The sequence below is a fragment of the Gramella sp. AN32 genome (assembly GCF_023718305.1).
In the GTDB taxonomy this organism is placed as follows: domain Bacteria; phylum Bacteroidota; class Bacteroidia; order Flavobacteriales; family Flavobacteriaceae; genus Christiangramia; species Christiangramia antarctica.
This window is the reverse complement of sequence record NZ_QEYO01000003.1, coordinates 286,206-299,725: the sequence shown is the minus strand read 5'-3', so window position 1 is coordinate 299,725 and position 13,520 is coordinate 286,206. Positions and strand designations below refer to the sequence as shown.

Annotated in this window: 9 protein-coding genes; 7 read left to right on the top strand and 2 right to left on the bottom strand. The window is 38.9% G+C overall.

Annotation, left to right across the window (positions count from 1 at the left end; translation table 11 throughout):
- Window positions 1–29: 29 nt before the first annotated feature.
- Together DHD80_RS05700 and DHD80_RS05695 are read right to left on the bottom strand one after the other, a co-directional pair.
- Window positions 30–1,082, bottom strand: a complete 1,053-nt coding sequence (locus tag DHD80_RS05700) for a polysaccharide lyase family 7 protein (RefSeq protein ID WP_251740181.1) — start codon at window positions 1,080–1,082, stop codon at window positions 30–32.
- Between the two features lie 66 nt (window positions 1,083–1,148).
- The gene (locus tag DHD80_RS05695; RefSeq protein ID WP_251740180.1) at window positions 1,149–2,096 is read right to left on the bottom strand and encodes a sugar phosphate isomerase/epimerase family protein; all 948 of its coding nucleotides are present in this window, start codon (window positions 2,094–2,096) and stop codon (window positions 1,149–1,151) included.
- Between the two features lie 386 nt (window positions 2,097–2,482).
- On the opposite strand from DHD80_RS05695, the gene DHD80_RS05690 reads away from it, so the two are divergent.
- From DHD80_RS05690 to DHD80_RS05660, 7 genes are all read left to right on the top strand, one after another.
- Window positions 2,483–3,757, top strand: coding sequence for an Nramp family divalent metal transporter (locus tag DHD80_RS05690; RefSeq protein WP_251740179.1), 1,275 nt, complete (start codon window positions 2,483–2,485; stop codon window positions 3,755–3,757).
- A gap of 108 nt (window positions 3,758–3,865) precedes the next feature.
- Window positions 3,866–4,969 (top strand): polysaccharide lyase family 7 protein, encoded by a 1,104-nt coding sequence (locus DHD80_RS05685; RefSeq protein ID WP_251740178.1) that lies wholly within the window; start codon window positions 3,866–3,868, stop codon window positions 4,967–4,969.
- 132 nt (window positions 4,970–5,101) lie between these two features.
- Window positions 5,102–5,872, top strand: a complete 771-nt coding sequence (fabG, locus tag DHD80_RS05680) for a 3-oxoacyl-ACP reductase FabG (protein ID WP_251740177.1) — start codon at window positions 5,102–5,104, stop codon at window positions 5,870–5,872.
- Between the two features lie 137 nt (window positions 5,873–6,009).
- Window positions 6,010–8,256 (top strand): heparinase II/III family protein, encoded by a 2,247-nt coding sequence (locus tag DHD80_RS05675; protein WP_251740176.1) that lies wholly within the window; start codon window positions 6,010–6,012, stop codon window positions 8,254–8,256.
- Window positions 8,257–8,263: 7 nt separating this feature from the next.
- Window positions 8,264–8,608 (top strand): cupin domain-containing protein, encoded by a 345-nt coding sequence (locus DHD80_RS05670; protein WP_251740175.1) that lies wholly within the window; start codon window positions 8,264–8,266, stop codon window positions 8,606–8,608.
- Between the two features lie 380 nt (window positions 8,609–8,988).
- On the top strand, window positions 8,989–12,045 hold the full coding sequence (locus tag DHD80_RS05665; RefSeq protein ID WP_251740174.1) for a TonB-dependent receptor: 3,057 nt from the start codon (window positions 8,989–8,991) through the stop codon (window positions 12,043–12,045).
- Between the two features lie 27 nt (window positions 12,046–12,072).
- On the top strand, window positions 12,073–13,497 hold the full coding sequence (locus DHD80_RS05660; RefSeq protein ID WP_251740173.1) for a RagB/SusD family nutrient uptake outer membrane protein: 1,425 nt from the start codon (window positions 12,073–12,075) through the stop codon (window positions 13,495–13,497).
- The last annotated feature ends 23 nt before the right edge of the window (window positions 13,498–13,520 follow it).

Genomic DNA, 13,520 nt, shown 5'->3' with positions numbered 1-13,520 from the left:
TTAATTCCCCTTTTCTAATTTATGTGAAATCATTCATCTATGGGTGTAGTACTTGCCCCTAACGTTGCTTCTCTAAACCAGACTTCCGCATAATCTCCATTTGCATATTGCCTGGCAATATCCCCGTTATAAGTATCTGCTCCGGTACTCCAGACTAGATTTTCTTCAGGCAGTTTTCCATTGGTTTGATTATAGGCTCCTTGTTTAAAGTATTGCAGTTCTCCGGAATAAGCCTCCTTACGTTCAACCCCATCGCGACCTATAGGTTCGTAGAGTGTCAAAATCTGTTCGGGAATAGCTTCTTTGGTTGCAAAATCAGATTTCAACAGGTTTTTTTTGAAGGTTAGGGTCTCGTGGCCATCACTGGTAAAAGTAAGATACATGATCCCCTTATGCACATTTATTTCATAACTGAATTCTTCTCCCAATTCAATACCATCTGCCGGCTCTTCCGGGTAGGAATCCGGGCTTGAACTAATAACGGACATATTATGACCCCAAACGGCAGTTGAATAATCCCATCTTTCGGAATTATCACCTTCTGTATTAATTTCATAATTCCAGAATACAGAGCCTTTTTGATGCCCCGGAAATTTCTTGTAAAAGATTTTCAAGGGTTCGTTCTCATGGCCTTCATCGCTATGAATTTGCCCCACCACAATGGAGTACGAAGCAGCCACTCTAGCATCGCCCGAAGTTGAAACATGCTGCACTTTTAAGGTACCTGTTAATTTTCCTCCCTTTTCCGGAGTCCAGTGTTCCAATTGCCCTAATTCTGTTCTTGTATTGCTTGAAGTTTTTGAAGTTACACCCGAATTTGGCGTTTTATACACAACCCAATTTGTGTTGTCATCGTTTTCAACGTAGAAAAATCCTTCTTTCTGAAAATTTACCACATCCTCCGTTCTCGTGCCGTCACCCAGGAGGATGCTCCATTCATCCATAAATGGGATAACATCACTGGGATAGACCGTGGTTTCTTCTGCGATTTTTTCCTCAGATTTTTTAGGATTATTCAGGCAACTGATCAATATTATAAATGAACCAGCCATTAAAAGGGGTTTAAAAATTCCAGTTTTCATTATAATTGGTTTTTAGGTTTAAAATTTTATTTTATAATTTATTATGGACAAACCGCCTATACATAATCAGGCCTCTTTCCATAGTCTCCTAACGGCCAGGAGATCTTTTTGCATGGCATCAAAGACCAGCTTTTTATCTACTGTAATTTTATCATGGCCTTTTTCGGCCCCACCCAGGGGATATTCGAGATGAAGGGAAACAGGCGGGTTTAAACCATAACTTTTGAGGAGTTGAAAATAATTTCTGAAATCTACCATTCCCTCGCCTATGGGTACATTTACAAGTTCCCATCGGCCATTTACTTTCTCCCATTTGAAATCTTTAAGCACGATTGTCTTGATATGATCCTTAAGCAGGCGCAGACCATTTTCCCAGGACAGGCCACCTTCTACCGTGGCATGGCGAATGTCGTACTGAACCCCAAAATAATCATGATCGACCTTTTCCAACAGTTGTTTTACTTCCCAAAAAGAAGAACCAATATTTGTTCCCGCATGATTTTGATAACAGCCAATGATATCATATTGCCGGTTCACCTTTCCAAGCTCCTTAATTCTTTCCTGATAGATCCCGATGGATTCCTGCATAGGAAGGCTCTTATGATATTTAAACCAGTCGCTGCGGTAAAACTTAACGCCCTCCCCCGCGGCTACTTTAAGGATATTTAAATCATTTGGATTATGAACATCGCTAATGGCGGTGGTAATCATCTTACAGGCCGACCCTGCATTTTTTATATCCCGAATGGCTTTTGGTAAATCAGTTTTAACATTTTCAGGTAATACATGGCCTTTTGGGCGTACGGTCAGGTCCAGGCCATCAAATTCCAGTTCAGCTGCAATCCGGCCTGCCTCCTTAAGGTCTAAAAACTGCAAGTGCTTGGAAAACAGGTGCACTTCTAAAGCATCATCTGGTTGATGCGGATAAATGAATTGGAGAGGTGATGCCAGAAATGGTACGGCAATAGCTGTTGCCCCGGTTTTTTTTATAAAATTTCTTCTGGTGATACTCATTTTATTGAATTCAGGTTTTTGGTCAATGTACGCTTATTGATTTATGGTGATTTTAAATAAAATTTAAACCGCATCTATCGTAAATCCTCAATTAATATTTCTCCTTTTCCTGTACTGGTTTGCCAATTCTGAGCGAGAAAATTAATCCTGCCGTTTTAAAATTCTGGTAAGCCCACAGAGTGTTAAAAATTTGCAGGTTAAACAAATATACATATATTTGGTAAACCAATTTGGTAAACCAGTTTAAATATTTAAGTTTTAAGCTCGTTTATTTACTGCCATCACCACACAAGCTAAAAGCTAATTGATCCGGTTAAGGGATTACTGGGAATCGGACAAAAACATCATAGCGCCCGGGACAACTATTTAATCAACAAGTGCGAATTATGGATGCCACTACAGCGAAAAACTCATTACTTAAAAAAGTCATTGCCATCATTTTAGGTTTTGGCCCGGGTATTTTCGCCATAGGTTATACCATTGGCACAGGCAGCGTAACCTCTATGATCGTAGCCGGCAGTAAATTCAATATGCAATTGTTATGGGTATTGCTACTGAGTTGTTTTTTTTCAGGAATCTTAATGTTTGCTTACGGTAATTATGCCTTGTTGACAGGGGAAACTGCCTTGTATGGTTTTAAGAAACACCTGAAATTTGGTAAGGCCTTAGCCATACTAATTATTATAGCGGTCACCTTTGGACAATGGAACTCCCTGATGGGGATCCTGGGAATTTCGTCTAATATCATATTCGAAATACTGGTACTTAATTTTGCTGGCTTAAGCATCTATGAATACGAAACGGTTTTAATAACTGCCATTATTATAATCTTAGTTTTCTATTTGCTGCTATTAGTAGGGAGGTATACATTTTTTGAAAAGATCCTCATAATATTTGTGACCTTAATGGGGTTCTCCTTTTTGTTGTCTTTATTTTTTGTTCAACCGCTGGCATTAGATGTGGTTAAAGGAATAATCCCAACAATCCCGGATGTGGCGGGAGGTAAAATGCTGGTTGCTGCCTTTGTAGGCACTACTATGGCTTCTGCAACCTTCTTGTCGCGTCCCCTCTTCGTAAAAGGAAAAGGATGGACTATTAAACATTTAGATCAGCAGAAGAAAGATTCTATAACTGCTGCTATACTCATATTTGTTATTAGTGGTATTATAATGGCCGTAGCTGCCGGTGCTTTATATTATGACGGCAAGGAGGTAACCCACGTCCTGGATATGGCAAATACTTTAGAGCCGGTGGCAGGAAAATGGGCAGTTACTATCTTCTTTTTTGGTGCATTAAGTGCAGGTCTATCATCTATTTTCCCATGTTTGTTAATAGCGCCATTGTTGATTGCCGATTATCAATCAGGTGAGTTAGATACCAATTCAAAGCAATTTAGAATTATAACGTTTATCGCTTGCCTGGTGGCTTTAATGGGGCCCGCTTTGGGGGCCAATCCAATTGAAATTCAAATTCTATCTCAAGTATTCAACGTATTTGCCTTGCCTTTAGTGATAATTGATATAATCATATTGCTGAACAGTAAAAAAGTGATGAAGGAATATAAAACCAGCCTCTTTGTGAATATGGGAATGTTTGCCTCCCTGCTTTTTGCCTGCATCATATCCTACAACGGAATTTTGGCAATGATGGAGTATTTTTAAAACCTGTTAATTTTATGAAACTATGGGTATGTTTATACCTTATTTCCCTTAAAAAGTAGGCGAAATTTTTCAAAGTCAATTGCAATAAAAATTTAAACTAATAATACGATGAATTTTAAAATCAAATCACAATCAATATCATTAGCCCTTGGTGTTTTACTAATATTATGTAGTAGCTGTTATGATAAAACCAAAAACACCAACGAGACCAGCAAAGCTGAAAAGGAAGCGAATAAAACCGTTTACGCAAGTGATCTTATTCCATTTTTTGATCATTGGAAATTAATATTGGGTGATGGTTCAAATGCTGGTGTTGCAAATAATTTTGAAGATGAAGATTTCTTCTATACTGCAACTGATGATTCTGGGGATTGGGTAGTTTTTAAGGCGCCCAATGGAGGAGACACCCATGGCACTTCTAATAATACGAGAACCGAATTGGCTCAAATAAAAAAATGGTATCCCGCAACCGCTAATGATAAACTGTCGGCTACACTCAAAGTAATGAATGTATCATCTACCGGTGATCCCCGGGTAGCGGCTTCCTACGCAGTAGTCGTCGGTCAGATTCATAGCGCCGATGGCCACGAGAACGAACCGCTTAAAATATTTTACAAGAAATTTCCCGGTCATACCAAAGGTTCGGTGTTTTGGCACTATGAAATAAATACCGCTGGCGATGATAATTCTGTACGATGGGATTTTTCCACAGCGGTTTGGGGGCATGACTTTTCGGTGGTTGGCCCTGATGAAAAAACGTATCCGGAAGAACCAGAGGATGGTATTGCATTAGGTGAAGAATTCAGTTACCAAATCGAGGTGAAGGATGGTATTATGAACTTAAAATTCACTAGTGAAGGACATGAAACCAAATCTTTTACAAAAAACCTAATCGAATCTGAATATCCAACAACTGCTGATATTCCTAAGCAAACACAGGAACTATTCATGCCAGTTGGCCAGGATGGGGTAGAGCGTAAAAATGCGTATGCCGGCGAGGGATGTTTTTTTAAGTTAGGATCTTACAATCAAACTAATGGAAAATCACCTACAGTAAATAAAAATTGGTGTTCTGGTGCGGAGACCCATGGAGGCGATATAGAAAAACAATATGCAGACGGAAATTATGCTGAGGTATGGTTTAAGGATGCAAGTATAACTGTGAGTGATGAAGCCGTTTCTAATGAAGGTTATTTCACTAAAAATGATTAATCATGAAATGAGCATAACGGGAATGCGATACAAACACCGATAAACCTGCCGGCCGGCAGGCAGGGATATGCGAATTGCACCCGCCTGCCGGTCGGGCAGGTATGACCATAAAAAAACAATAAATATCTACATATGAAACAAAAAACTAAGTTAACAGGAAAGAATGTACTCATTACAGCTGGTGCCCAGGGCATTGGTGAGTCCATAACCAAACACTTTATCAATAGCGGGGCCCATGTGGCAATTCACTATTTTTCCAGTGCAGATGCAGCGAACCAATTGGTAAATTATGCAAATAATAATGGAGTAAATGCGGTTGCAATATCTGGTGATCTCACCAAAGAAACCGATGTTAACGCATTGATGGAAAAAACAGTAAAAGCCTTAGGAGGTATAGACATTTTAATTAACAACGCAGGTTCGCTTGTGGCGCGTAAGATGTTAAGCGAAATGGAAACTGATTTTTGGAATAAGGTAATGGACATCAACCTTACGTCTATGATGTTGGTAACACGAGCTGCAGCACCTTATTTGGCAAAAAATGACCATAGCAGTATTGTTAATTTGGCATCCCTTGCCGGAAGAAAAGGAGGGCATCCGGGATCTTTGGCTTATGCTACCAGCAAAGGTGCTATTTTAACATATACCCGGGCGCTCTCAACAGAACTTGGCCCTCAAGGTATTCGCGTTAATGCTGTTGCGCCAGGCCTTATCCTTGGAACTTCATTTCACAATACGCATACCACAAAAGAATCAGCGGCTGCAACAATCACAGGCATTCCTATTCAACGTGCAGGGAACGCAGATGACGTAGCCCGGGCAGTTATCTATTTGGCTTCTGAATACGACGGCTTTATTACAGGAGCTACACTGGACATTAATGGTGGTGTTTATAATATGTAGTCCCTTATAAAATGGCGTTTATCCTTTTTATGAAAAAGAAATTATTGGTTAAGTAAAAAATTATTGTATATTGGTAAACCAATTTGGTAAACCAATTTTAATTTATTAAGTTGCAGTCTATAATTTGTGAGCCTTGTATGAAAAATTCAATAATTATCTTTCTCCTTTTCAATTTTCTATCTCTTCAGGGACAGCATAATGAAAAGATTACAGATTCCGGATCAATTATTAAAAAAGGAATAGAAAATATACAATCCCATTTGGGAAAAGTTCCATTATTTGATGCAAGCCTTCAGCAGGTAAAGGAGGAGGTAGATGAGGAAATGAAAAGAGAAATCCGGGTTCCAGTTCCCAAAGACCTTGCGGGTGGATATACGCACGAACGCCATAAAAAAAATTATGCTACTGCACAAAAAGCGGGTGTACTTTATAAAATTCTAGGTGAGGAAAAATATGCCGAATATATCAAGGAAATGTTGCTGCAATATGCTAAAATCTATCCTGATTTGCCGTTACACCCGGCCGAACGATCGTATGCGAGAGGCAAAATTTTCTGGCAATCTTTAAATGATTCTAATTGGCTCGTGGCCATGAGTCAGGCGTATGATAGTATATATGAATATCTATCGGAAGATGAAAGAAATTATCTTGAAAAAGACCTGTTTTTGCCTTACGCCAACTTCCTATCCATTGGGAACCCAAAATTCTTTAATAGGATCCATAATCATAGTACCTGGGGAAACGCGGCGGTAGGAATGATTGGGCTGGTGATGAAAAATGACGAGTTGGTGAACCGGGCCTTATATGGTTTAAAGGAAACAAATATTCCTGAAAATGCCAGGGATGATGATGGCGGTCTAATTTTGCAGGAAGGGCAGAAAGCCGGTTTCCTGGCAAATATTGAAGAAGCCTTTTCACCATCGGGCTACTATACCGAAGGACCTTATTACCAGAGATATGCGATGTATCCGTTTATGATGTTTGCCAAAGAATTGGAAAACAAGAGACCCGAAATTGGAATTTTCAGTTATAAAGATGGTGTTTTGATCAAAGCTGTCTATGCCTTGTTAAATCTCACCGATGCGGACGGAGACTTTTTCCCGCTGAATGACGCTCAAAAAGGTATGTCCTTACTCAACCAATCGGTGGTGATTGCTGTAGACGCAGCCTATTATTATGGAGATCAGGATCCGGGTTTACTTTCTGTAGCGGAACGCCAGGGAAAAGTTAGTTTAGACGATGCCGGAATGGCGGTAGCAATGGCGATCGAGCAGGGAAAGGCCGAAGAATTCAAAAAACAATCTATAGATCTTACTGATGGTCCACAGGGAAATAAAGGTGGAGTTACGGTTTTGCGTTCAGAAAAAGCAGACGATGTTTTCTCTTTGGTTTTTAAATATACCTCCCAGGGAGACAGTCATGGACATTATGATAAATTATCCTTCTCTTTTTATAATGATGGGGAAGAGGTGATACAGGATTATGGATTTGCCAGGTTTGTGAATATAGAACCTAAAAATGGTGGTGGATATTTAAAAGAAAATACCTCCTGGGCGAAGCAAAGCATCGCCCATAATACCATAACTCAGAATGAAAAATCCCACTTCAATGGAGATTTTGATACCGGAAATAAATATCATTCAGAAAAATATTTTTCAGACTTCACAAAAGATAATATTCAAGTAGTCAGCGCTATTGAGGAGAATGCTTATCCGGGAACCAAACTGCACCGTACCTTGGCGCTACTTACAAATGATATTTTTCAAAAGCCTGTGGTACTGGATATTTTCAGAATAGATGGAGAAACCGAGAATCAGTATGACCTCCCATTTTATTATTCAGGGCAGATCATAGCTACAAATTTTGAATACGAAACACCCGATGAGCTTAACAAACTTGGTACTGGCAATGGTTACCAGCATCTGTGGACGGAAGCTAAAGGAATTGCACCTGGAGGGAATACGAGGTTTAACTGGTCTTATAATAACAGGTTTTATACGCTAACACAAGCTTTGAAAAGTAATGACAGTATTATTCTGGCCAGGATTGGAGCTTCAGACCCTAAATTTAATTTGAGACGGGACCCTGTATATATCGCCAGAAAGAAGAATACTAAGAATGCCCTTTTTATATCTATTCTGGAACCGCATGGAAGCTATAGCCCGGTAACAGAGCTTGGAAGCAATTCCTTCAGCCAGATCGAGGAAATAAAAGTAATACTGGATATAGATGCCTATACCGGAATCGAAATTACGGGCTTACAGGAAAAAAAGATCGTATTCATTTTAAGTAATGAGGAAAGTTCTTCCTCAGCTAAACATCAAGTAAAAATTAAAGAAAAGGAGTTCTCATGGGAAGGACCCTATACAATAATCACTAAATAATAATGAAATGAAAGATTTAGGAACAAGCAAAGAATTTTTAAAAGCTCAGGAAGTTGAATGGGAAACAGTTGGCGAAGGTGTGAGAAGACAAATCATGGGATATGACGAAAAGATACTTCTGGTGAAAGTCCATTTTAAGAAGGGGGGTATAGGTCCCATGCACGAGCATCATCATTCTCAGGTAACCTATGTGGAAAGTGGAAAATTTGAGCTTACCATTGGCGAGGAAACTAAAATGATGGAAGGTGGAGATTCGTTTTATATCCCACCGCATAAAATGCATGGAGCAATTTGTAGAGAAGAAGGTATCTTAATAGATGTTTTCAGTCCGATACGTGAAGATTTCTTTTGAAAACCCCTGTTATTAAACAATTGATAAAAAAAAGTAAATTTTTTTGTCAAATAATTTTTTACTTAACAAATAAATAACATATATTTGGTAAACCAGTTTGGAAAACCAATTTGGTTTACCAAAAAAGTTCTTTAAATTTTAAAAATTAGAAAATAAAAAAAGGATAGGTGCACGCCTATCCTTTTAAAAACTTCATTTGAGAGAAGTCATTTAAACACGTCGATTACTTGATAGTAACCAATTACTGCAAATATACAATTTCATAAGTAATCAACTCTCTCTTAATTAACGAATGTCTATTAAAAGAACCGGTCGAACCAAGTAGATTGCCAACTGGCAATAATTTATCAAAGAGTAAAAATTAACTAAAAGAACAACTTATGAATTTGAAGAAAATTGCGATTGTTTTAATGGTGTTTTTCTGCCATTTAAATCTTATTGCGCAGGAGAGCTTTCTTCTTTCGGGTACAGTTACCTCAGAATCTGATCAAATTCCCCTGGCGGGAGTTAACGTATTTATAAAAGGTACGAACAGAGGGGTAGTGACCGATTTTGATGGTAATTACGAAATCGATGTAGTAAAAGGAGACGTACTTCAGTTTACATATATAGGTTTTACCACAGAGGAAATTATTATTGATGAACAGCAAACATTGGATCTGGCAATGTCCACAAATGCAGAGCAGCTTCAGGAAACAGTCGTTATCGGCTATGGTACTCGAAAGAAAAGCCATCTCACCGGAGCCGTTTCCAGTGTGGTGAATGAAGATCTGGATCAATTACCTGTTTCGAGGGTAGACGATGCGCTCGTGGGGCAAATTGCTGGTGTTAATATTCAGGCAACACAGGGAGAGGCTGGATCGGCACCTACAATTAGAATAAGGGGAACAGGTTCTTTAACCGGAAGTTCAGATCCGCTAATTGTAGTGGACGGGTTGGTTGTAGACAATGATTTTTTAGGAAGTCTTGATATGAGTGAGGTTGAGTCTTTTGATGTACTCAAAGATGCAGCATCTGCTGCTATATATGGATCCAGGGGAAGTAACGGTGTTATCCTGATAACCACTAAGCAAGGTAAAGAGGGTAAAACGGTTTTTAGTTATCAAGGTTATACCGGGGTAAAAGAAGCCAGGCAAAGTGATGCCTATTATTTTTCGGTAGCGGAAACCGCTGCGGCTGAACTTGCTGCAACCGGTCAACTTTCAAACAGGACGCAATATATTCAGCAAATAGGAATAGATAGAGACTGGCAGGATATTATATTCGATGGGGGTATAATTCAGAATCACTCCTTAAGCGCCAGAGGTGGAACAGATAAAACAAAGTTTAGTATTTCCTTGGGATATCTGCATGATGAAGGGGTGTTACTCACCGATGATTATAAAAGATATAATCTAAGGTTGAAATTAGATACAAAGGTGAGCGATCGCTTCCGTTTTGGAGGAAATTTAGCACCGTCTTATACCGATACCAGAAGGTTTGATGGTTCTACACATGATATTTTACGCCAGCCACCATGGTTGCCACTTTACCATGATGCCAATACCATTCAATATGTAGATCGTAATGTATATCCTGATGTGCAAATTGGAGATTACGCTGTTCAACGCCATTTTGATAATTATGACCTATTCGGAGATGGAAGTACACTGGTAGATATAAGTGATACATCCAATACAAACCCTGCGGCTAAAGTTTTAGAGAGGGATAGAAACGATTATAAATTTAAAGTTTTCGGAAATTTCTATGGCGAATATGATATTGTAGATGATTTAAGTTTGCGAACATCACTTTCAGGCGATTATCAACATACCATGCGTGACAGATGGCAGGGTGTTCTCTCAAGCAGGAATGGTGCAGCAGATGCCAGTTATGATGTATCAAATGAAAAAAGGATACATATTGCTTCAGAAACTTATTTCAATTATGATAAGACCATTGGAGAACATGAAATTGACGCCATCGCGGGAATTTCTTTTGAAACATGGGATTATGAAGGCAGTAGTGCTTTGGGAACCGGTTACACTTCTGATTTGATTAGAACCCTTTCTGCTGCTACAGTAGCGACTGATATAGACTCTTACGTTTTTTCTGAAAGGTTTCAGAGTTATTTCGCGAGGATAAATTATGCTTATGCTGATAAATACCTGGCATCGGTAAGTTATCGTCGGGATGGAAGCTCGGTTTTTGGCGCCGATAATAAATATGGCGATTTTCCTGCGATCTCTGCAGGTTGGGATATTGCCGAAGAAAATTTTCTGAAGAATAACAGTATTATCAGCAACCTTAAATTCCGCGTTAGTTATGGGTTTACGGGAAATAAGGATCTGGATACAAACAATGATATCATAGATCTCTATCCTTCTTTACCTCTTTTAGGGCCATCTTCAGCAACTATAGGTGGTAGTTTGGAGTCAGCATACATTGCCTTGAACATTGCAAATCCAGACTTGAAATGGGAACGTTCCCAGGAGATTAATCCCGGATTGGATTTTGGATTTTTTAAAAACCGTATAACAGGATCGATAGATTACTATAAACGTACCAGTGATCAATTATTGCTATTTAATCCTGTTTCTGCCACTACCGGTTTTAGAAATGCACTGGTAAATATTGGAGAAGTAGTAAATAGCGGATTGGAAGTTGAATTAAGGACAAGAAATGTTTCCAATTCTAACTTTAGCTGGAACACAACAATATTAGCTTCAAAAAATGAAAATGAACTTACTGATTTTGCAGATTCAAATGGACAAATTCAAATTGTAGATGATAAAAGAGCTGCAGAATGGATTAATTTAGAAGGAAATCCCGTGTCCTCATTTTATGGTTGGGTAGTAGACGAACAAATAGCCCTGGAAAACCTGCAACAACCTTTCTTCCCAATTGGTGGTGAGGCTCAGGATGTGTATGTGAAAGACCTAAATGGTGATGGGGTTATAGATGATGATGATAAAACCATTCTGGGAAATCCTTATCCGGATCTTATATGGAGCCTTACCAATGATTTTAAAATTGGAAATCTTGATATAAGTTTTCTGTTTCAGGGAAGTCACGGAGCGGAAGTTAGAAATATGGGTGATCAATATATCTTCAATCACTTCAACAGCGGGCAGGATTTTAACCCGGCTACCACACCTAACCAGGGTTTTATCAGGGAAAAAATATTTACAAACGCGATCATTCAGGATGCTTCCTACGTAGCTCTTAGAAATGTGAATATTGGTTACAATTTGCCAATAGATCTAACCTCTAAAATAGGATTGAAAAGCATGAGAATTTATGCAGCGGGACAAAACCTCAAATATTGGACAGCTGATGATTATACCGGTTTTAACCCGGAATCTATTGATGATACTTCGCCAACAACTTATGGTTATCAAAGAGCAGGTTCACCAATTTTTAGAACAATATCTATTGGTATAAACGCTGATTTTTAATTGTAAGAAAGAATAAAAGACACAATTATGAAAAAAATAAAATATTTAGTTTTTGGATTTTTATCTATTATAACAGTATCCTGTGAAGAAAATTTCTTAGAGCCTTTACCTGAATCTGCTATTTCTTCGATAGGCTATTTTCAAAATGATGAAGAGATAGAATCCGGAATAATAGGGATGTATGATGCGATACAGGGGGTAAATTCTAATAATCTGGATGATAACTTCAGTATTCAAAGAGAATATTACCTAACTGAAATGCGTAGTGATAATACACGTACCAAATCCAGTGAGGGGGAAGCTGCACAGTTCGAAAGTTATACGGTTACTGCCAGCAATGGTATTGTAGCAAATTATTATATAAGCTTTTACGAGATCATATACAGGGCTAATCTAGTTCTCGAAAACCTGGAGGCTGCTTCTGCTGAAAAATCGGCAAGCTTTGAGGCTGAGGCAAAATTTGTTAGGGCCTACGCCTATTTTAATCTGGTTAGATTATATGGAGATGTTCCTTTAATAGATAAATTAATAGGACCGTTGGAAAAAGAAGTAGCCTATACCAGAGTATCCTCTGATGAAATTTATGGGCTGATCATTAGCGATCTGGAAACAGCCATTCAAAACCTTGATAATACCTATGTGAATAGGGCATCAAAAGCGGCGGCTCAAACCTTATTGGCCAAAGTTTATCTCACCCAGGGAACAAATTATCCGGAGGCGCAGATGTTATTGGAATCTGTAATATCCAGCGGGGATTATTCTCTGGAACCAGAATTTAAAGATGTGTTCTATAATGAAGGCAATAGCGAAGTAATCTTTGCGGTTGGCTACACATCAGATATTACTTCAGATAGTCAGAATATTTCCGCAGAATGGTTAAACTCGGTTGGTAGAACCAGTGGGGTGAACTATGTAACTGCTGATGCCAGAGTAGCGTTAGACGCAATGGGAGGGAACAGAACAGCATATTCTTATAGACAGGATATGGCCCAACCCACGCAATATCAGGTAGTGAAATACCTACCCAACGGAGATGAATCCTTAGGAATAGAACCTACCGCCAGCAACCCGGAATTGGCAGGAAATGACTGGATCGTTATCAGATATGCAGATGTGTTGCTTCTACATGTTGAAGCCATTCTGGCTGGAGGCCAGGAAACGAGCGCTTCAGCCGCATTAAATTCCTTTCAGAAAGTACGTGACCGTGCTGGATTAACAGATCCTGTAACATCCATAACAAAGCAGGATTTACTGGATGAAAGACGTGTAGAACTCGCGTTTGAAAACCATAGATTTTTCGACCTGGTTCGATTTGGGGTCGCTCAGGAAGTACTTTCGGCCTTTTCAAATGTAAATGGCTATAATTTCAGTGCAACAGACTTGTTACTGCCTATTCCGCAGAGAGAGATCAACCTGAGTAATGGTTTAATGGAACAAAATCCAGGTTATTAAGAAACAAAAATTAAAATTTATAA